The organism is Mesorhizobium sp. AR10, from assembly GCF_024746795.1.
Classification (GTDB): domain Bacteria; phylum Pseudomonadota; class Alphaproteobacteria; order Rhizobiales; family Rhizobiaceae; genus Mesorhizobium.
The window spans coordinates 1,308,694-1,328,079 of sequence record NZ_CP080524.1; the positions used below are offsets into that span (position 1 = coordinate 1,308,694).

At 61.0% G+C, this 19,386-nt stretch carries 18 protein-coding genes; 14 read left to right on the forward strand and 4 right to left on the reverse strand.

Features of this window, described 5'->3' with window-relative positions; translation table 11 throughout:
* Positions 1 to 38: 38 nt before the first annotated feature.
* The 3 genes from LHFGNBLO_RS09795 to LHFGNBLO_RS09805 all read right to left on the reverse strand — a co-directional run bounded on the left by LHFGNBLO_RS09795 (position 39) and on the right by LHFGNBLO_RS09805 (position 4,600).
* Positions 39 to 3,467 carry an acyl-[ACP]--phospholipid O-acyltransferase gene (locus LHFGNBLO_RS09795; protein ID WP_258606357.1) on the reverse strand — a complete coding sequence of 1,143 codons (3,429 nt, stop codon included), beginning with the start codon at positions 3,465 to 3,467 and terminating at the stop codon, positions 39 to 41.
* A 93-nt stretch (positions 3,468 to 3,560) separates the two neighbouring features.
* Positions 3,561 to 3,848: a YiaA/YiaB family inner membrane protein gene (locus tag LHFGNBLO_RS09800; protein ID WP_258606359.1), complete on the reverse strand. Its 288-nt coding sequence runs from the start codon at positions 3,846 to 3,848 to the stop codon at positions 3,561 to 3,563.
* Positions 3,849 to 3,913: 65 nt separating this feature from the next.
* A complete protein-coding gene (locus LHFGNBLO_RS09805; RefSeq protein WP_258606367.1) occupies positions 3,914 to 4,600 on the reverse strand; it encodes a PspA/IM30 family protein in 687 nt (228 codons plus the stop codon).
* Between the two features lie 108 nt (positions 4,601 to 4,708).
* Between LHFGNBLO_RS09805 and LHFGNBLO_RS09810 the strand changes: the two genes are divergently transcribed.
* The 8 genes from LHFGNBLO_RS09810 to LHFGNBLO_RS09845 all read left to right on the forward strand — a co-directional run bounded on the left by LHFGNBLO_RS09810 (position 4,709) and on the right by LHFGNBLO_RS09845 (position 13,284).
* The gene (locus LHFGNBLO_RS09810) at positions 4,709 to 5,317 is read left to right on the forward strand and encodes a TetR/AcrR family transcriptional regulator (protein WP_258606369.1); all 609 of its coding nucleotides are present in this window, start codon (positions 4,709 to 4,711) and stop codon (positions 5,315 to 5,317) included.
* A 147-nt stretch (positions 5,318 to 5,464) separates the two neighbouring features.
* Entirely contained in the window at positions 5,465 to 6,859 is a 1,395-nt protein-coding gene (locus tag LHFGNBLO_RS09815) for a multicopper oxidase family protein (protein WP_258606371.1), read from the forward strand.
* Positions 6,860 to 7,097: 238 nt separating this feature from the next.
* Positions 7,098 to 8,306, forward strand: coding sequence for an ABC transporter substrate-binding protein (locus LHFGNBLO_RS09820; protein ID WP_258606373.1), 1,209 nt, complete (start codon positions 7,098 to 7,100; stop codon positions 8,304 to 8,306).
* A gap of 11 nt (positions 8,307 to 8,317) precedes the next feature.
* Positions 8,318 to 9,097, forward strand: coding sequence for an ABC transporter ATP-binding protein (locus LHFGNBLO_RS09825; protein ID WP_258606375.1), 780 nt, complete (start codon positions 8,318 to 8,320; stop codon positions 9,095 to 9,097).
* Entirely contained in the window at positions 9,090 to 9,800 is a 711-nt protein-coding gene (locus tag LHFGNBLO_RS09830) for an ABC transporter ATP-binding protein (RefSeq protein WP_258606376.1), read from the forward strand. Before LHFGNBLO_RS09825 ends, LHFGNBLO_RS09830 begins: the two co-directional genes overlap by 8 nt.
* A gap of 7 nt (positions 9,801 to 9,807) precedes the next feature.
* The gene (locus LHFGNBLO_RS09835; protein WP_258606377.1) at positions 9,808 to 10,695 is read left to right on the forward strand and encodes a branched-chain amino acid ABC transporter permease; all 888 of its coding nucleotides are present in this window, start codon (positions 9,808 to 9,810) and stop codon (positions 10,693 to 10,695) included.
* A gap of 1 nt (position 10,696) precedes the next feature.
* Positions 10,697 to 11,668 (forward strand): branched-chain amino acid ABC transporter permease, encoded by a 972-nt coding sequence (locus LHFGNBLO_RS09840; RefSeq protein WP_258606379.1) that lies wholly within the window; start codon positions 10,697 to 10,699, stop codon positions 11,666 to 11,668.
* Positions 11,669 to 11,880: 212 nt separating this feature from the next.
* On the forward strand, positions 11,881 to 13,284 hold the full coding sequence (locus LHFGNBLO_RS09845; protein WP_258606386.1) for a tyrosine-type recombinase/integrase: 1,404 nt from the start codon (positions 11,881 to 11,883) through the stop codon (positions 13,282 to 13,284).
* Here LHFGNBLO_RS09845 and LHFGNBLO_RS09850 read toward each other — a convergent pair.
* Positions 13,259 to 14,083, reverse strand: coding sequence for a hypothetical protein (locus LHFGNBLO_RS09850; protein ID WP_258606387.1), 825 nt, complete (start codon positions 14,081 to 14,083; stop codon positions 13,259 to 13,261). The genes LHFGNBLO_RS09845 and LHFGNBLO_RS09850 overlap by 26 nt on opposite strands.
* Before the next feature lie 358 nt (positions 14,084 to 14,441).
* On the opposite strand from LHFGNBLO_RS09850, the gene LHFGNBLO_RS09855 reads away from it, so the two are divergent.
* The 6 genes from LHFGNBLO_RS09855 to LHFGNBLO_RS09880 all read left to right on the forward strand — a co-directional run bounded on the left by LHFGNBLO_RS09855 (position 14,442) and on the right by LHFGNBLO_RS09880 (position 19,376).
* The gene (locus LHFGNBLO_RS09855; protein ID WP_258606388.1) at positions 14,442 to 15,101 is read left to right on the forward strand and encodes a recombinase family protein; all 660 of its coding nucleotides are present in this window, start codon (positions 14,442 to 14,444) and stop codon (positions 15,099 to 15,101) included.
* Positions 15,102 to 15,544: 443 nt separating this feature from the next.
* Positions 15,545 to 16,177, forward strand: a complete 633-nt coding sequence (locus LHFGNBLO_RS09860; protein ID WP_258606390.1) for a hypothetical protein — start codon at positions 15,545 to 15,547, stop codon at positions 16,175 to 16,177.
* Positions 16,178 to 16,525: 348 nt separating this feature from the next.
* Entirely contained in the window at positions 16,526 to 17,056 is a 531-nt protein-coding gene (locus LHFGNBLO_RS09865) for a hypothetical protein (protein ID WP_258606392.1), read from the forward strand.
* Positions 17,057 to 17,462: 406 nt separating this feature from the next.
* Positions 17,463 to 17,966, forward strand: a complete 504-nt coding sequence (locus tag LHFGNBLO_RS09870; RefSeq protein WP_258606393.1) for a hypothetical protein — start codon at positions 17,463 to 17,465, stop codon at positions 17,964 to 17,966.
* A 47-nt stretch (positions 17,967 to 18,013) separates the two neighbouring features.
* Positions 18,014 to 18,502, forward strand: a complete 489-nt coding sequence (locus tag LHFGNBLO_RS09875; protein ID WP_258606395.1) for a hypothetical protein — start codon at positions 18,014 to 18,016, stop codon at positions 18,500 to 18,502.
* A 682-nt stretch (positions 18,503 to 19,184) separates the two neighbouring features.
* Positions 19,185 to 19,376: a hypothetical protein gene (locus LHFGNBLO_RS09880; RefSeq protein ID WP_258606397.1), complete on the forward strand. Its 192-nt coding sequence runs from the start codon at positions 19,185 to 19,187 to the stop codon at positions 19,374 to 19,376.
* Positions 19,377 to 19,386: the final 10 nt, after the last annotated feature.

The following is a 19,386-nucleotide window of genomic DNA, read 5'->3' on the forward strand; positions in this document are numbered from 1 at the left end:
GGGCCGGCATCTTGCGCCGGCCCGTTCGCCCTCTCCGATCAAGCAGCCTTGGTCTTCATGTCTTCTTCGCTGCGCACCATCTTGGTCACGCCGGCGAAGTCGAGCTTGCCGGAGCCGAGGACCGGCACTTTCGCTACGATGCGCACTTCGGCCGGCACCATCAGGTCCATGGCGCCATTGGCCTTGGCGAAGGCCAGGAATTCGGCGCGGGTGGCGTTGGCGGCCTCGGTGATGAGGATCAGCTTTTCGCCCTTGCGCGCATCCGGCACGGCGGCGACGGCCGAAAGCGAGCCTTTCCACAATTCGCCCGCCAGCATCTCGATGGCAGCCAGCGAGATCATCTCGCCGCCGATCTTGGCGAAGCGCTTGGCACGGCCACGAATGGTGATGAAGCCCGCCTCGTCGACGGCGACGACGTCGCCGGTGTCGTGCCAGCCGTCTTCCAGCGGCTCGAGCACGCCCGGCTTCTCGGCCCGTAGATAGCCGGCCATGACGTTGGGTCCGCGCACATAAAGCCGGCCGCCATCGTCGACGCCAGGCACCGGATCCAGGCGATATTCCATACCGGGCATGATTTTGCCGACGCTGCCGGACTTGTTGTACATCGGCGTGTTGATGGAGATCACCGGCGCGGTTTCGGTCACGCCATAGCCCTCGAGGATGCGCAGGCCGAACTTTTCCATATAGGTCGCGCGCGTCGATGCCTTGACGGGTTCTGCGCCGGCAAAGCAATATCGCACCGAGCGGAAGTCGTAAGGATGTGCCGTGCGCGCATAGCCTGCGAGGAACGTATCGGTGCCGAAGATGATCGTCGCGTTCGAGGCGTAAACCAGTTCCGGAACGATGCGGTAGTGCAGCGGCGACGGGTAGAAGTAGACTGGCACGCCGGAGATCAGCGGCAGCACCGTGCCCGCCGTCATGCCGAAGGAGTGGAAGATCGGCAGCACGTTGAAGACCTTGTCGCCCGAGTGGAAGTCGATGCGCGACGCGGCCTGGGCGGCGTTGGCCAGGATGTTTCGGTGGGTGAGCACCACGCCCTTCGGCGTGCCTTCGGAACCCGAGGTGAACAGGATCACCGCCGGATCGTCGGGCTTGCGGGCGACCCGCGGCGTGCTCTTGCGCAGCAGGCCGAGCAGCTTGTCCTTCAGGCCGATGGTGGCCCGCAAATCATCGAGCCAGACGATGTCGACCGAGCGGCCGAGTTCGTCGACCACCGCGCCGAGCTTTGCCTGTTCGACAAAGGCACGCGAGGTGAGCACGGTCCGCACCTCGGCGGCCTTGCAGGCGGAGAGAATGTTGGCCGCGCCGGCGGTGAAGTTCATCATCGCCGGGACCTTCCCGGCCGACATGACGCCGAGCATTGTCGCGCATGAGCCGTTGGCGTTGGGCAGCATGACGCCGAGCGTCTGCTGGCCGGCATAGAGCGTCTTGAATTTCTGGCCGAGCACGGCGGCACCAGTGAGCAGCTTGCCGTAGCTGAGCGAGCCGGTGAGCGGATCCTCCACGGCGAGCTTCTTCATGCCGCGTTCGTTCGCGGTCTGGATGATCTTTTCCAGCACGGTCTTGTCGATGTCCTGGGTGCGGAAGACGAGATCCGACATGACCTGGTAGAGGGCAGCGCCGGCCGCGGCGCGGCGCTTGCGGCCTTTCAGTTCCTGCGGAACTTCGAGCTTCACCGGCTCCAGGATGGTCACCTTGACCTTTGGAAACAGACGGCGGCGCACATGCTGGGAGGTCAGGCGCGAGAAGTAGCTCTTTTCCAGCCCGTCGATGCGGACCGGCACGACCATCGAGCCGGTCTTGTCCGCGACCATGGCGGCGCCGTCATAGACCTTCATCAGGCCGCCGGTGACGGTGATGCGGCCTTCGGGGAAGATGACCAGAGGATCGCCACCTTGCACGATCTTGATCAGCGTGCGGGTCGACATAGGCTTGGCAGGGTTGAGCGGCAGAGCGCGGGCGAGTTTCATGAAGGGCTTCATCCACCAGGCCTGCGCGATGGTGTAGTCGATGGCGAAGACCGGCTCCTCATCGGTCAGCGTCAGGGCCAGCGGACCGTCGAGGAAGCTGACATGGTTGAGCGCCAGGATGGGCGCCGGACCGGCTGCCTTGAGGTTTTCCATCCCCTCGACTTCCAAATGATGGAAGGCGCGGAACAAGATGGAGACGAAATCGCGGAAAGGGTTGGTCGGCAGGTATTTCAGCATCAGCCATGCGGCGATCGCATTGATCACGGCGAGGCCGAACAGCACGCTGGCCGTGGAGGCGCCGGCGGCCTGGATGGCGGCGACAGCGCCGCCGCCGACGGTCATGAAGCCCGCACTGACGACATTCACCGCGGCCACGACACGGGCGCGGTGATCCTCCGGCGCCCAGGCCTGTACCGCCGCGAAGGTCGGCACGACAAGGAAGGCACCGGCGATCGCCAGGCCGGCCAGATCGATGGCGACACGAATGGTGTTTGGGCCGGCAAAGAAGGCGCTTAGCGTTTCCGCCTGGGCAGAGGTTTGAAGGCCCAACACGCCAAAGGCGAGATCCAGCCCGAACAGGGCCATCAATGCGGTGCCGACCGGGGCGGGCAACAGCACGATCCGCCCCTGCGACATCCACGCGGCAATGGCCGAGCCGATGGCGACAGCGATGGCGAAGACGGCGAGATAGGCGGTCACGGCGATTTCGGTGCCGCCGAGCGAGTCCTTGACCATGGTGGGCAGGATGGAAAGGATGATGGCGCCGACCAGCCAGAACCATGATGCCATCAGCGCTGCCCGCCAGATGCGCTGGTTGGTACGCAACTCGCTCACCAGCCGCCAGGTCGAGCGCAGGATGTTCCTGTCGATCACTAGGTTCGGTGCGGCGGAGCCGGTCGCGGGGATGAAGCAGCTGATGAACCAGCAGCCAACCGCCAGGATCATCATCATCGGGCCGAAGACCATGACGCCGATGCCGTCGGCCGAGACGAGGCCACCGACGATCGTGCCGCCGAGGATGGCTGCGAAGGTGGCGGACTCGATCCAGGCGTTGGCGCGGGGCAGCTCCTTGCGCTCGAGGTGGTCGGGCAAGATGCCGTATTTGATCGGACCAAAGAGCGCCGAAATGACGCCGAACAGGAACAGGGCCGCCATCAGCATCGGGATTGACGAGAGCGCGATGCCGATGACCGCCAGCAAGGCTGCGCCAATCTCAAAAAATTTCAGCTTACGCGCCACGACGGCCTTGTCGAAGCGGTCGGCGATCTCGCCGCCAAGTGCGGAGAGGAGCAGGAAGGGGGCCATGAAAACGGCCCCCGCCAATGTCACCAATGACGCCGCCTCGTCCGCCGCCAGCGTGAACAGAATAAGAAACACCAGCGTGTTCTTCAGGAAGTTGTCGTTGAAGGCGGACAGGAACTGCGTCCAGAAGAGAGGCGCAAAGCGCCGTGACGTCATCAGATGGCTGTTCGAATGGTTGTTCGGAGCGATTTCCATAGCGGCGACTTCCATAGGGCAAGACCATCGAAAATCCTTGGGGATTGATCAGTGGTCTTGCGCGGTTTGAGCCTTGTTGTAGTGGGAACCCGGTTACACTTCGTTACTGCGGCTGACATCCATCAGCAGCTTCTCGGTCTTGGCGTCTTCAAGCCGATTGATGAAGCGGCTTGCCTCTTCCGCGTCACGCAGCGTCTTGGTGATGGTGATGGAGGTGTGGACGAGCATGATCGCGGCCATTGCATAAAACCCCTTGGCGGCAAAGCTTGCCTCCATGAAGTAGATGCCGCCTGCCATCATCGAGGCGGCGACGGCGAAACTGGCCATGGTGAATGTTTTCCAGGCGCTTGAGTCCTTGGGAGCGTAGCTGTTGGTGGTCATCGATATGATCCTTTCGTTTCAGGGTTAGGTTGGGTCGGCGTCAACCTGTTTCAGGCGTGAAACAATCAAGCCGGCTTTGCGATCGTCCTGGCCAGCCGTTCGAGCACGGCGTCGCCGCTGCTTTTGAGTGGCGCGCCACAGCCGGCGGCCGCCAGCTTCTCGCTCACCGCTGCCGGATCGCCCGACTGTTCCATCTCGGCCATGGCGGCCGCGGTGGCATCGATCTGCTTCTGGCGCGTGCGCAGGCGCAACAGGGTTTCCTCGGCATCCCGGAGCGCTGACAGGCTGGATCCGGGAGTGGTTTCGCGCAGCCGTTGGGTGGTGTCGGTCGCGGCGACGATGCGCTGGCCGCGCTGCAATTCACGCAGGCGCATTTCGGAGGCCCGAACAATCCGCTTGAGACGCTCGATCTCGGTGCCGAAGCTCTTCTGCGCGTCGTCGGATGCGGTGCGTTCGGCTTCCAGCAAGGCAATCGTTTCGGCCGCCTCGCGGGCAAGTTCATTCTGGCCCTGTTCGAGTGCAGCAACCGTGCGCTTCTCCAGATCCTCGATGCGGGCGACCAGCTTGCGGTACTGCAGGATTTCCTGATCGTTCTGGCCGATGGCAATTGCGACCGCCCGGCGGGCGGCTGCGATGGCGTCGGCGCAATCGCGGATCTGCTGGCGCAGGATCACCAACGCGTTGCGATCGACCACCGCTTCCGCCGCTTCGTGGCTGTGGCCGCGCATGAGGGCAAAAAACTGTTTCAACATTCCCGTTTCTCCTCTATGAACATTGTTCACAAACGCAACGTAACACATCGTGAACGGCGTTCAAGATAAAAATGAACACCGTTCAATGATTTCAGATAGAGAAGGTTAATGACGACAAAACGGGACGCCAGGCGCGAGGATCTTAGGTGCAGGCTGATCGAGGCCGCCCAGGCGCGCATTCAATCGTCAGGTCTCGGCGGGTTGCGGGCGCGCGACATCACGGCGGATGCCGGCTGCGCGCTGGGCGCGCTGTACACCGCCTTCGCAGATCTCGACGAGCTCATCCTGCACGTCAATTCCGCAACCCTGGCGCGGCTGGGAGCGGCCTTGCGCGAGGAGGTGACCAGCGCGGTTGAGCCAAGGGCAAAGCTCAAGGCGCTGGCCAAGGCCTATCTTGGCTTCGCGCGCGACAATCGCACGCTCTGGGTGGCATTGTTCGAGCATCGGATGGCGCCCGGCGTGCCGGTGCCCGAGTGGCATCTGGCGGAACATGCGGTGCTTATCCAGCACCTCGTCCAGCCGCTCGCGGCGCTGCGCCCGGCGGCGGATACACCGGAGCTGCTGGCACGCGCCCGCACGCTTTTCTCCGCGGTGCACGGCATCGTCGCCATTTCCCTTGAAGACCGGTTCATCGGCCTGGCGCCGACCGATCTCGAAAGCGAATTGCTGAACTTTGTCGACCTGCTGGTGACCGGGCTGAAGACGGATAGAGAGTGAGCGCCGAACTTGTGCTCGCAGCCCACTTGGGCGAAGACGCTGCGTCCCTCCACTGGGTATCACGAAGACCTGATGTGCCAGAGCTTCCTCGCTCATGATTTAAGCCGATAGACCCTCGGGGCAGTCGCCTTTCCGCTGGAGCGCTACATGACGGTACTCACACGCCGCAAACTTCTGAAAACTGCCGCGGTTGCCGGCGCCGGTGGGGTCGGGCTCACCGCCATGGGCAAATTCGGCAGCTGGGCTGCCGTCAAGCCCGAGCCGGTGGTGCTGAAGACAGCCAGGATTGAGGCTAGGCTGATGGATGTCGGCCCAACCAGGGATGTCCTGACCTATGGCGACGCTGGAATGCCGCCCATGCTCAGAATGAGGAAGGGCGAGCCCTTCGCCGCACAGCTTGTCAACGGTATCGACGATCCGACGACGATCCACTGGCACGGCGTCCGCGTTCCCAACAAGATGGACGGCGTTCCGTTTCTGGTGCAGCCCTATGTCTACACCGGCGATCATTTCGACTATGCGTTCACGCCGCCCGACGCAGGCACTTTCTGGTATCACCCGCATTGCAACACGCTTGCCCAGATGGGCCACGGCCTGACAGGCGTGATCGTGGTGGAGAACACCAACGATCCGAAGTTCGATGCCGAGGAGGTTATCAATCTGCGCGACTGGCGCCTCGGCGACGACGGCCAATTCATCGACCAGTTCCGGCCGCGCGACGCCGCAAGAACCGGCACCTATGGAACGGTGCGCACCGCCAACTGGCTCGATCAGCCGCACTATGACGCGCCCGCCGGCGGCCTGGTGCGGCTGCGGGTCGCCATAACCGACGTCACACGGATCTATGCCTTTCGTGTCGAGGGCGCCGAAGCGGCGGTCATCGCGCTCGACGGCAATCCGGTGCCGCAGCGCTTTGCGCCCGACGCCTTGCTGCTGGGGCCCGGCCAACGCCTGGAGCTGGCCATACGCATGCCCGACGATGAGGGGGCAATCGTCAGTCTGGGAGACGTCAGGGGCACCAAGCCCAAAGTCCTGGCGACCCTGCGCGCGGTCGGACCCTCTCTCAAACGCGACCTTCGCGATCTTGCACCCCTGGAGGTCAATCCGGTGAAGGATGTGGATCTCACCGCCGCCGAGCACATTTCCTTGTCGCTCAGCGCCACGGCGGAAAACGTCCCGAGCGATGGCATATGCGGTTCGCTTGGCTACAGCTTCTGGGCGATCAACAAGGTGCCGTGGCCGGGCGACACGCCGGATCCGACCGCGCCGTTGGCCGAACTGAAGCTCGGAAGAAGCTATGTCATCGACATGGAAAACCTGACGCCGCAATCCCATCCGATGCATTTGCACGGCATGAGCTTCAAGGTGCTGTCGTCCTCGACACGGCCGGTTCAGCCGGTCATTTCCGACACCTATCTCATCCAGCCAAACGAGAAGGTTCAGCTCGGCTTCGTGGCCGACAATCCCGGTGACTGGCTGCTGCATTGCCACATCATCGAGCACCAGAAATCCGGGATGACGAGCTATGTCCGGGTGGTGTGACACGCGCCGGTCCGATGTCGCGGGGCGCGCGTTAGGCTTTCCAGGCACAGGTGCTACTAAAGTAACGGTTATCGCGATGCCGAGCGATGTTTACGATCTGCAGATGCGCCCTATTTCTGGTGACGGCAGTGCCGCGAGGTGTGCTGGCGAGAACGAACGGCGGAAGCTGTTCTTCGAACCTGCACAGACAGCCGTCGACATTTCGCCAGGTGGCTCACCACAACGGAGGAAGTGAACAGTGAAGGTATCCTATTTGGTTTCGGCCGCGCTTTTTGTAGCGGCCACTATTCCCGCCGCCGCCGCCGAAATTTCCGACGGCAAGGTGAAGATCGGCATCCTCAATGACCAATCGGGCGTTTATGCTGATTTCGGCGGAAAGTGGTCGGTCGAGGCAGCCAAGATGGCTGTCGAGGATTTCGGCGGCAAGGTGCAGGGAGCGCCCATCGAGGTCATCAGCGCCGACCACCAGAACAAGCCGGATATCGCCTCCAACATCGCGCGGCAGTGGTATGATACCGAACAGGTCGATTCCATTATGGAACTGACCACCTCGTCGGTGGCGCTCGCCGTCCAGGGCATTTCCAAGGAAAAGAAGAAGATCGATATCGTTACCGGCGCAGCGACTACGGAGCTCACCGGCAAGCAATGCTCTCCCTACGGCTTCCACTGGGCCTATGACACGCATTCGCAAGCTGTGGGAACCGGCGGTTCTCTCGTGCAGCAGGGTGGTGACAGCTGGTTCTTCGTCACCGTCGACTATGCATTCGGTTATTCGCTCAAGGAGCAGACCGCCAAGTTCGTCGAGGGTCATGGTGGCAAAGTATTGGGCGAAGTGCGCTATCCGCTCGGGTCGACCGATTATTCATCCTTCCTCCTGCAGGCGCAATCGTCGGGCGCCAAGGTCATCGGGCTGGCGAATGCGGGCCTCGACACCTCCAACTCCATCAAGCAGGCAGCTGAGTTCGGCATCGTGCAGGGCGGTCAGCGCCTTGCCGCGCTTCTCTTCACGCTGGCCGAGGTGCATGGGCTCGGCCTTCAGGCGGCACAGGGCGTCGTGCTGACCGAGGGCTTCTACTGGGATCGCGATGACAAGAGCCGCGAATTTGCGCAGCGGTTTTTCAAGCGCACCAACCGTATGCCGAACATGATTCAGGCAGCAACCTATTCGGCTGTGACGCAGTACCTGAAGGCGATCGACAAGGCCGGCACCGACGAGACGGAAGCCGTCGCCAAGGAACTGCATTCGATGCCGGTAAACGATGTTTTTACGGACAACGGCAAAGTGCAGTCCGATGGCAACATGGTCCACGACATGTACCTTTATCAGGTCAAGTCGCCCAGCGAGAGCAGCAAGGAGTGGGACTACTACAAGTATCTTGCCACCATTCCCGGCAAAGAGGCATTCCTGAGCGAAAAGGAAAGCGGCTGTCCAACGGCCGGCCAATGATTGGCGCGGCCATGGCGCCGCCTGACCTGAACGGGAACAACCCGCGGGTGGTGCTTTCCGCCCGCGGTCTACGGCGCGACTTCGCCGGCTTCGTCGCCGTCAACAACGTCGATCTCGACGTCCACCACGGCAACATTCATGCGCTGATCGGACCCAACGGCGCCGGCAAGACGACCGTTTTCAATCTGCTCACCAAGTTCCTGGCGCCGACCAGCGGACGGATCGAACTGCTTGGCCACGATATCACTCGGACGTCGCCGGCCAAGGTTGCGCGGATGGGCCTCGTGCGCTCGTTCCAGATATCAGCGATTTTTCCGCATCTCAGCGTGCTCGACAATGTGCGCGTCGCGCTGCAGCGGCCGGGCGGACTTGCCGTTCAGTTCTGGCGCTCCCTGGCGGCGCTCGATCGACTGACGCCGCGCGCCGAGGAACTGCTGCGCTCGGTCGGTCTCGACGACGCCAGGAACAGGCTCGCTGGCGATCTTTCCTATGGCAGGAAACGCGTGCTCGAGATCGCCACGACGCTCGCGCTCGATCCGAAAGTGCTGCTGCTGGACGAGCCGATGGCAGGCATGGGGCATGAGGATGTGGGCACGGTTTCCGACCTCATCCGCTCGGTCGCGAAGGATCGCGCCGTGCTGATGGTCGAGCACAATCTGACGGTGGTGGCCGATCTTTGCGACTGGATAACCGTCATGCAGCGCGGTGAAGTCCTTGCAGCCGGCGATTACGCCACGGTCAGCCGCGACGAACGCGTGAGGATCGCCTATATGGGCACTGCCGATGACTAGCGCCGCGCCTCTCCTTGCAGTCCGCGGCCTCAACGCCTGGTATGGCGAGAGCCATGCTCTTCACGGCGTTGATCTGGAGGTGTTTCGCGGCGAGACGGTCACGCTGCTGGGCCGCAACGGCGTTGGCAAGACCACGACGCTGCGCGCCATTATGGGCCTGATCCGCAAGCGTACCGGCCAGGTCACGTTCGACGGCAAGGACCTGATGCGCCTGCCGCTGCACCGTACGGCACATCAAGGCATCGGCTTCGTGCCGGAGGAACGCGGTATCTTCGCGACGCTGACTGTCGACGAGAATTTGATCCTGCCGCCGATCGTTGCCGAGGGCGGCATGAGCGTCGAGGAAATATTCGCTCTCTTCCCCAATTTGAAGGAACGACGCAACAGTCCCGGCACAAGGCTGTCGGGTGGCGAACAGCAGATGCTGGCGATCGCGCGCATGCTGAGAACCGGAGTGAAAATGCTGCTTCTCGACGAGCCGACGGAAGGTCTGGCTCCCGTCATCGTGCAGCGTATCGGCGAGTTGCTGGCAACGTTGAAGAAGCGCGGCATGACGATCCTGCTGGTCGAACAGAACTTCCGCTTCGCCAGCCGTGTCGCCGATCGATTCTACCTGATGGAGCACGGCAAGGTCATGGCCGGGTTTCCGGTCGGCGAGCTGTCGGGGCGTATGGCGCAGCTCCACGAAGTTCTGGGAGTCTGATGGCGCCATGACGATGATCTTCGGAATCCCCGTTCAGGCTTTGCTCGGCCAGTTGCTGGTCGGCCTGATCAACGGCTCTTTCTACGCCATGTTGAGCCTGGGTCTGGCTGTCATATTCGGTCTGCTGCGCGTCATCAATTTCGCCCATGGCGCCCAGTATATGTTCGGCGCTTTTGTAGGTTATCTGCTTCTCACGCATCTCGGCATCGGCTACTGGCCCGCCCTGGTCCTCTCGCCGCTGATCGTCGGCGTCTTCGGGGTCGTCGTCGAGCGCCTGGCGCTGTCGCGATTGTACGATCTCGATCCACTTTACGGCCTGCTCTTCACTTTCGGTCTCGCGCTCGTGCTCGAAGGCATATTCCGCTACTCCTACGGCGTGTCGGGAAATCCTTATTCCGTGCCGCCGCTGCTTTCCGGAGGGACCAATCTCGGCTTCATGTTTCTGCCCAACTATCGCGGCTGGGTGGTGGTCGCTTCGCTGATCGTCTGCTTCGGGACCTGGGGGTTGATCGAGAAGACCAGGCTGGGTTCCTATCTGCGCGCGGCAACCGAGAATCCCCGTCTCGTCCAGGCTTTCGGCGTCAACGTGCCGTTGCTGCTGACCCTTACCTACGGCCTCGGCTCTGCTCTTGCCGGTCTTGCCGGAATTCTGGCCGCGCCAATCTATCAGGTGAGCCCGCTCATGGGATCGGATCTCATCATCGTCGTCTTCGCGGTGGTCGTGGTTGGCGGCATGGGATCTATTCTCGGTGCGATCGTCACCGGCTACATGCTTGGCCTTGCCGAAGGCCTGACCAAGGTCTTCTATCCCGAAGCCTCCAACCTTGTGGTCTTTGTCATCATGGCGATCGTGCTTCTAGTCCGGCCGGCCGGCCTGTTCGGAAGGGACGCCTGACATGGCCGAACTGACACTTCGCGAGACGCGCGCCAGAAACTCGGCATGGCTTGAGTGGACGCTGGTGGCGCTCGGCATCCTGGCGCTGCTGGTGGCACCTTTCTTCGTTTATCCGATTTTCCTCATGAAAATGCTTTGTTTCGCGCTGTTTGCCTGCGCGTTCAATCTTCTGCTCGGCTACACCGGGCTTTTGTCCTTTGGCCACGCCACCTTCTTCGGCGGCGCCGCCTACTTCACCGCGCATGCCCTCAAAGTCTGGGGCTGGCCACCGGAAGCGGGCATTCTGCTCGGCGTGGTAGGTGCGGCGCTGCTCGGCCTTGTCATGGGTTTCTTCGCCATTCGCCGACAAGGCATCTATTTCGCGATGATCACGCTGGCGCTATCGCAGATGTTTTTCTTTTTCTGCGTACAGGCGCCCTTCACCGAAGGCGAGGACGGCATTCAGGGCGTGCCACGGGGTATCCTTCTTGGCTTCCTCGACCTCAACGTCTCGATGAATATGTATTATTTCGTGCTGGCGGTATTCCTGATCGGCGTGTTGGTCATCTGGCGCATCATCAACTCACCCTTCGGCATGATCCTGCGCTCGATCCGGGAAAACGAGAACCGCGCCATTTCGCTCGGCTATTCCGTCGCCAACTACAAGCTCGCGGCTTTCGTCATGTCGGCGACATTGGCCGGGCTGGCGGGCGCGCTCAAGGCGATCGTTTTCCAGTTTGCGACGCTCACCGACGTCACCTGGCAGATGTCGGGGGCGGTGATCCTCATGACGCTTCTCGGTGGTATCGGCACCATGGTCGGGCCGATCATCGGCGCGAGCCTGGTCGTCGGACTGGAAAACACGCTTGCCACCTCTGGTTTTCCGGTGACCATCGCCACCGGCCTGATCTTCATGGTGTGCGTGCTGGTTTTCCGGCGCGGCATTGTCGGCGAACTGTATGCGCGAGTTCTCAACCGGGCGGCGAAGGACTGACTGAAGGCCGCTATCCACGAATGGGACCGGTCAAAACGCGTAATCCGCGCAATTCACGCTTTCTTGCGCAAGTGGGCGAGGTTTGGAAAATCCACTGGTGGAGCTGAGGAGGATCGACGCCTGTGACACTTATGCTGTTGAAATCCTTGTAGATCAATGGCATAGACACCAAGAACGTGGGCCAAATGCGTGGGCCAAACCTGGGGTCTGTTATGCCGAAACAACGAAATAGTGCGAGACGCCATCTCGAGTTGAAGCGCCGGATATGGTGGTTCAAGATCGGGGTTCCCGTCGCCATGCGCAGCCACTTCGACGGTAGAACCCATCACCGGGAGAACCTCCAGACCAGCGACATGCGCGTGGCAATGGAGCGCCGGGACCAAGTCGAGCGTGACACCCGAAGCCTGTTCAGGGACATCGCAGCGGGCAAGGTGATCAGCCCTGCCACGCTGTCTGCACGGGAACATGGCACCGTCTGGCGGGAAACATTGACCGACCTCCGGGTCGCCGATGACGACGCCCGGAATGAGTTTGGTTGGAGCCCGCTGGACATCGCCGTGAGCGTTGTGGAGGAAGAGACTGAGCGACTTCGCGGGAACGAGCGGAAAGAGTTTGAGGACGCCTTTACCGGCAAGGTGCCCGTTGACGAGCATCTTGAAGCGTACCTGAAGGCGATTGGGCTTGCAGACAAGACCACGAACGAGCGGCGTGGACTGGTGAGGAGGTTTGCACGGTGGTGCGACCAAGAGGCTCTGAAGTTGCCCGACATCAACCGCAGGGCTGTGGGTCGGTATGTCACTGCGAACATTGAGCCGATGGACCGCAGGACCGCGAAGAAGCACATGACTGCGCTGCGCGGCTATTGGGATTACCTTACCCTGCGCGGCCACGTTCAAGGCAAGGTCATGGACGGCAAGGCGGTCGATAGTCCGTGGCTGGGGCAGACGCTTCCCGATAACAAGCGGCGGGTGGAGCGCGGCGACAGGAACAGCGGGGAGCGGGCGTTTGCTGAGGAGGAGCTGAAGACGCTCCTCTATGGCGACTATCCGCAAGAGGTGGGGGCCGAGTTCCGGCAGCAGATCGAGGACGCCTTGCGCATCTCATGCCTCTCGGGGATGCGGCTTGCGGAGGTGGTGACGCTGTGGGTTGAAGAGGTCCATGACGAGGTGTTCGACATCCAACAGGGCAAGACCCGGAGCGCGGCCCGTAAGGTGCCAATACATCCCGACCTAAAGAAGATCGTGGAGCGGCGGACCAAGGCCAAGAAGCCGAAAGACTGGCTCTTCCATGAACTGGCGGGCGAGCGCGACCCCGGCGACACCTTCGGGAAACGCTTCAATCGTTACCGCAAGGCCTTGAAGGTTGATGACGTGCGTGACGGGAAGCGCAGGAGCGCGGTGAACTTCCATTCGGCACGGCGCTGGTTCATCACCCAGGCGCGACACGCTGGCCACGCTAAGGAAACGATCAAGGACATCGTAGGGCATGTGCCCGGCGAGAAGGACATAACCTTCGGGACGTATACGCAGGGTGCGTCAGAGGCGCAGAACAGGGCCTGTGTCGAGGCCGTGAAGTTGCCTAAGCAGACCGCTAAAGCGCAGCCAAGTAGCGAATGAATGCCATCCCCTCGCTCGTCATGAGGACCGCAATATCGATGGGGGCCTCATGCTCCTGTTCCTCGGCCGTGCCATGTCGGAAGGGGTGAGCGGTCTTGGTCCAATGCTTGAACTGAGTAAGCAGTCGTTCGACCTTATCCCCGGCATCCGTGTATGAAGCGTAGCGAGCCAACAGCTTTGGCTTCAGGTCGTTCTCGATGGACCTCTCATTAAGGTTGTTCACTTTGGGATTTGCGATGACAACCAGATAGGTGCTTTCCGTCGCCTCGAAGACTTCCCGAATGAGGCCCTTGCCGCTTGGGTGATTGGTTTTCAGGTGCGCAAACGCCTTCTGGAGAGCTACCCGCGCCGCAACGAAGCGGGGGTCTTCAAGGCCAGCAATTGTTGTCGATCTATCTTGCTCGAATAGGTCGTCCACCCGGGGATGTATGCCGCCCTCAGGGGCCATTCTGTAGTTAAGGTGTTCCTCATCGAATATCGCTTGGACTTCCTTGACGATCCTCTGCTTCAACCGAGCATCATCTTCAACGCGATACCATATCGTTATGGCACTCAAAACAACACCAACCGCTTCACGCTCCCAGAAGGCTTTATGGTTGCTACCCCAGTCGCCACCCGGATAGTCTACACCCATCCTTAGCTTCGCTAATCCAACAAAATTTGAGCGGTCGGTTTCGTTTGTTGACCTCATGAATAAGCTAAGAAGCCGCCGACGTGCAGTGATGCTGTCATCCAATGGCACGGTGGAACGCTGATAGTTAAGGCGGTAAATCCCACCCGGATCGAGAGCGTCGCCCATTCAATTCTCCTCTACCGGGAAACATCTATCAGACCCGAGGCATGGCCTCCACAGTATGCATAACTCTTCCCCACCCATTCACGATGTTTTGGCACAAATTAACGAGCGACCGATCAGATATAGGGCAGCGCGGGATTACCCCCGTGCCCCCTTCCGTTCCACCACAGGCCAGCCTCAGGGCTTCTGGACGGCACCGCTTTGCCCCGTGGAGGCTGCGCCCAGTCGCATGCAGTGCTGCGGCTGAGGCTTCACCCATGCTGAGGCTGAAGGGGCGCGCGCATCGTCTGTATCAAGCGCAACGTCCATTGACTTGTGATACAAGGCTGGATAGAGGTCGTCCCATACAAGAGGAACGGCCATGAAGCGCTACGTCATCTACACCCGAGTTAGCACCGCAGAGCAGGGCAAGAGCGGCCTTGGGCTCGACGCGCAGCGGCGTGACATCGACATCTTCCTGAACAGCTTCTCGGATGTGCCGTGGGAAATTGTCGGGGAGTTCATCGACGTCATGTCAGGGAAGGTAGACGGCCGGCCTGAGTTGGCGAAGGCCTTGGCGCTGGCGAAGCGGATGGGGGCTGAGGTTCTAGTTTCCAAACTGGACAGATTGAGCCGGGATGTCGAGTTCATCGCGGGGGCCATGAAGCGGGCAGCTATACGAGTTGCGACTATGCCGAACGCCGACCCCTTCCAGCTCCACATATATGCGGCGTTGGCAGAGCAGGAACGGACGTTCATATCAGAGCGGACGAAGGCAGCACTGGCTTCGGCGAAGGCGCGGGGCGTCAAGCTCGGGGGTTACAGGGCGGGGTCGCTGGACGGGCGGATAGCGTCCTTGAAGGCGACTGCGGATGCCGATGCGCGGCGGGTGATGGATGTGGTGAAGCCGCTGAGGGACGCTGGCAAGACGCTGAGGGACATCGCAGCGGCGCTACACGATGCGGGAGTGAAGACGCCCCGAGGCGGTGCTTGGACGGCCATGCAGGTTAAGCGGACTTTGGATCGGGGTGCAGCCGGTTAGGTTGCACAGTAGCACTGCGAAGCCAATAGGGGCCACACTAGCACTACCGAGCCGAATTGGGGGACCAGTAGCACTACGAAGCCGAATAAGGTGAACAGTAGCCCTGAGAAGCCGAATAGGGACAACCGTAGGACTACGAAGCCGGAATGGCCCGAAATCCAATAGGGACACCACCAGCACTACGGAGCAGAAATGGGGCATCGATCCCATAGGGCCTCCACTAGCTCCACGAAGCCGAAACGGCCCGCAATCCCATAGGGTGACCACCAGCACTACGAAGCCGAAATGCCCTCGCGCTCGTCTGCTCCTCTATGTGTTTCGTGGCGACAGCCGCACCAGCCCTTCACCGCACCCCAAGTCGACCCCAACGGCACCGCAAGGCAGCCTGAGGGGATGTTTTGCGGAAGCGACAGCCAACAGGCACCAACCCCAGAAAGGACTCCTTGGAATACACCTCAGAAGCCATCGACAGCACCACAGGTGAAGTCGTCCAGGCACCGATAGGCTCGTGGATCACCATCACAGAGTACGGCGAGACTAAGGGCGTCGGTCGCAATCAGGTCCGTGATGTCCTGTCTCGTATGGGCATTCTTCAGAATGAGACCGAAGACCACACCCCCAAGCATGCCTCATTCGCTGAGAGGAAGCTGACCACTCGTCGACGGCTGACCACCAAGTCAGTCAGGTCAGGTCTGGGGAAACGCATCTTCTCAATCGTCGGCCGTCCGTTCGATGTCATATCGCCCAAAGGGCAGGCATGGATCGACCAGCGATGGGCAGATGCTGTTCGGACGATCAAGACTGACATCACGTCCAGTCCGGTGGCGGTTGCTGCTCAGGTGGCGCTTCGCGAGTTCATGGTCGGTCGCCGACACAAGTTAGACCCTGAGGGACAGGTCAGATGGCTTCTCGACCATTTCCCGAATGTCGCTCAGGCTGACATGAGCAGGATCACGGGAGCGTCCACTCGGATGGTCTCTCACTATGTCGGCAATCGAACTGACCAGATCAGCAAAGCCCTCGGCTCAGGGTCACACTTAAGGGTCACCTCAAGGTGTCGTATGAGCCCGATATAGTCGACCGAACAGGTTGATCAGACACAGGAGCGGACGGAAGTCCCTCCCTCTGATGTCTCAGCCTTCAGGCTACCTTCTGATGAACACCTCAGCTCCGTGGTCTGACACCTTAGAGCGATGGCCAGAAGTGAACCTGAAGGTGGGATGTTAGGGGGGGAGGCTTCCGCCTCTTTCTTCTGGTGGTCTCAGTCAGATGTCTCCAGCTCAGGGTGAACCCTCAGGGTGAACCTTAAGTGTCGTTACAAGGTACCTATTACACATGACGTTACATCGGCTGAAAATGACCCTGCCAGCCTCCCCTTTTCCAAGCGACAACCGAACAACAATCCCGAGAGGAAACTGCATGACATGACCGAAGATGCACGACCGTTCGACAGGGCTGTTTTCCTGCATGAGCGAGAAACCCCACCTGATGTCCATGACGACGACATCAGCGCCCTTGCCATGGCCACAGCCACAGCCAGGCGGCAGGCCAAGTCGGCCCTCAGGGCATCCCAAGGCGACCGGACCAACTGGAAGCAGCACCTCATCAATGCCCCCGGCTACCGCAACGTCCCCGATACCAAGCTCTCATTTCGGACTAAGCAGGCTCGCACCCACTCAATCAAGGCGGCTGCAGATCGACGTGAGAAGCGGCGTGAGCAGGGGGTCACTGTTCACTATGGCCGGTTCGCGTGGAAGCGGCTGGCGCAGGCCAAGCGTGACCAGTTCGACCTAAGCCGCAAGGCGCTGGCTTGGATTGGCCCGAGGTGGGATGCCGACCGGGACTTTGGTCGGTACGATGATGGTGAGCAGCACCTCGATCATCTCTTCCGCTTCGGGACCGCCAAGGCTCACGCCAAGACGCCGTGGCTCCAGCACCACAGGGAAGGCCAGTGAGCCAGTTCCTTCCTGCCCTTGCAGATTGGCCGACCCGAGATCAGGCCCTCGCTATCATCGGAGCGCTGGGCAGCATGGAAGAGGGGCAGCCATCCGAGCTTGACCGCCTGTCCGGCATCCCTGACGCCCTAATCGTCGCTGGGCGATGCTACGCCGTCTACGGCTACCGCGAGCTTGAAGGCGGGAACGTGATGCGGCGAATGGCCGAGCTATATATGCGGCCCCGCACGGCCACCCTAAGCCCTGCCGAAACGCTTCCAGCCGTGGAGGACATCCCAGCACTACCAATCCACAGCTACGGGCTCCAGCCGCGCCGCTGAGGCCCCTCAGCACCATCACCAAGACCGACACGACAGAACCTTGCAGCAGTCCGCTGCGGGGACCATCACCATTGAAGGAACTAACCATGTCTAACGATAGATACAGCGACGACCAGATGAGCGGCAGAGACAGCGATAAGCAGATGTCAGCCACCGAGCAGGCATTCGCCAACATGACCCCAGAGCAGCGGAGTGAGTTCGTCGAGCGGGCTCAACACGCCTCAGCCAAGGCCGCTCACGATGAGAAGGCGGCGAAGTTGCGGGCACAGGTCGCAGCGGCAACTGAGGTCTCCCTTGCGGGTAATGCTTGGTATCAGCAGCAGCAGCGCGGAACCCTCAGCCAGCGGGTCTCGATCAGCAACGGGGTGACCAAGGTGGAGCAGTTGAACGCACCGGCCCCTGAGAGTGACAGCAGTGCATTTGCAGTGCCGCCTAGGGCTCTTGTCGACACCATCCCGGTGACGGTTGGTGGCATCCAGCTAGGCCCCAAACAGGCCCGTGAGATGTACGAGCGCGGCGAGATTAGCGCCAACGACTACGGTGCAGGACTTGACGAAGCCCTGAGACCATACGGCTACCGTTTTCGGTAACCCAGTCCGACCTTGAACAGCCTTCGGAGGGAGAAATCCCTTCGGAGGTGTCGGATTGGGGTGATGACGAAATTGACCTCGATAACCTGAACCCGGAAGACTACGAGATCAAAGACCAAGACACCATCGCGGACCCCGAAGCCGCTGACCTCGAAGCCCTTGACGCCGAGCTGAAGGCCATGGACGTGGAGGAGCTTCAATCAAAGACCAACGAAACCCTCGATAACCTTCGGGAGACCCACACCGAGGACCAGCAGAAGTTCCTTGCAGATGCTTTCGTCGACCTTGGAGAAATCCCTGTCGGGGAGGAGTTCGGGATCACTGAGGCGCAGGCTATGGTTGTCGAGGCTGGCTTCATTGCAACGCTCAATCGAGATGTGTTCAGCCAATACGGGATCGACCATGCCACATGGATGGATCACGTTGACGAGCAGGACCTCCCGACGTTCCGCAAGGCTGCGTTGAAGGGTGATTTCTCGATCTTCCACCAGCACTGCGTCGAGGTGTCTAAGATGCGTCTCGACCTAGGCATATAGCAGCACCACCATTCCCGAAGGGGGTCAGGTCGCCATCCCGGTGAACCATTGCCCCAAGCTCAAAGCCCCCTTCGGGCCTCTTCCCCTAACACCCTGCGCACAGCGGCGCTTTTGTCTGGAGGCACATTGTGCACCCGGATTGCTTCACCGCGTTCAGCGCAGCCCCGGCGACCCCGGAAACCATCAACAGGAAGGCAATTCAGACAGTGAGCAGAAGCAGAACCCCGCGAGCCCTTAACCCGGCCTGCGAGGAAGCAGACAACTATTCCCGCGTTGTCCTCAGATGGGACTTCAGCGAGGCCAAGGCGACCCGGATCATCGAGTGCCGAAACCAAATCCAGTGGGTCATTCAGTACAGATCGGGGACACGCAGCGGCCAGCCCTCATGGCGACCTCAGTCCTATTGTCGGACCCGTCAGGGCCTTGAACGGCTGCTGCCGGGGATGGCTGAGGAGATCGCCGCAGCGTTGCCTGTCAGGTTCGTTGAGCCCGCCCCGTAGAGGCTGCGCTGAGTGGCGCTGAGGTTTCCCCGAGACTATCTGAGGGGGCGACCTTAGCGGCTCTGGCGTGGTCCCCTTCCGCTGTTGTGATCGTCCCTTTCGAGGGATGAATATTAGTGGTTTGTCATGTGATGTCAGCCGCCGTATGCCTCGTTCGCCAATCACGGCACGAGAGCCTAACAATGAACATGAAGATTGATTTCTCCAGCCTCGAAGCTGACGTGGCCGCTTGGCTCAAGCGACACCTTGAGGATGTCCGCGAAGCCTTCGGGGAAGGTCAGGCTTACGCGGCGGCGGTTGATTTAGAGGATGACCCTTGGACAGTTCTGCAGTGGTACGTTGAGGATGTGAAGGGTGCGGCGCAGGCGGCATAGCAGAAACGTG

Coding starts and splice junctions, on each gene's coding strand:
- LHFGNBLO_RS09795 (WP_258606357.1), bottom strand. CDS start 3,467: ATGGAAATCGCTCCGAACAACCATTCGAACAGCCATCTGATGACGTCA.
- LHFGNBLO_RS09800 (WP_258606359.1), bottom strand. CDS start 3,848: ATGACCACCAACAGCTACGCTCCCAAGGACTCAAGCGCCTGGAAAACA.
- LHFGNBLO_RS09805 (WP_258606367.1), bottom strand. CDS start 4,600: ATGTTGAAACAGTTTTTTGCCCTCATGCGCGGCCACAGCCACGAAGCG.
- LHFGNBLO_RS09810 (WP_258606369.1), top strand. CDS start 4,709: ATGACGACAAAACGGGACGCCAGGCGCGAGGATCTTAGGTGCAGGCTG.
- LHFGNBLO_RS09815 (WP_258606371.1), top strand. CDS start 5,465: ATGACGGTACTCACACGCCGCAAACTTCTGAAAACTGCCGCGGTTGCC.
- LHFGNBLO_RS09825 (WP_258606375.1), top strand. CDS start 8,318: ATGGCGCCGCCTGACCTGAACGGGAACAACCCGCGGGTGGTGCTTTCC.
- LHFGNBLO_RS09830 (WP_258606376.1), top strand. CDS start 9,090: ATGACTAGCGCCGCGCCTCTCCTTGCAGTCCGCGGCCTCAACGCCTGG.
- LHFGNBLO_RS09835 (WP_258606377.1), top strand. CDS start 9,808: ATGACGATGATCTTCGGAATCCCCGTTCAGGCTTTGCTCGGCCAGTTG.
- LHFGNBLO_RS09840 (WP_258606379.1), top strand. CDS start 10,697: ATGGCCGAACTGACACTTCGCGAGACGCGCGCCAGAAACTCGGCATGG.
- LHFGNBLO_RS09845 (WP_258606386.1), top strand. CDS start 11,881: ATGCCGAAACAACGAAATAGTGCGAGACGCCATCTCGAGTTGAAGCGC.
- LHFGNBLO_RS09850 (WP_258606387.1), bottom strand. CDS start 14,083: ATGGGCGACGCTCTCGATCCGGGTGGGATTTACCGCCTTAACTATCAG.
- LHFGNBLO_RS09855 (WP_258606388.1), top strand. CDS start 14,442: ATGAAGCGCTACGTCATCTACACCCGAGTTAGCACCGCAGAGCAGGGC.
- LHFGNBLO_RS09865 (WP_258606392.1), top strand. CDS start 16,526: ATGACCGAAGATGCACGACCGTTCGACAGGGCTGTTTTCCTGCATGAG.
- LHFGNBLO_RS09870 (WP_258606393.1), top strand. CDS start 17,463: ATGTCTAACGATAGATACAGCGACGACCAGATGAGCGGCAGAGACAGC.
- LHFGNBLO_RS09880 (WP_258606397.1), top strand. CDS start 19,185: ATGAACATGAAGATTGATTTCTCCAGCCTCGAAGCTGACGTGGCCGCT.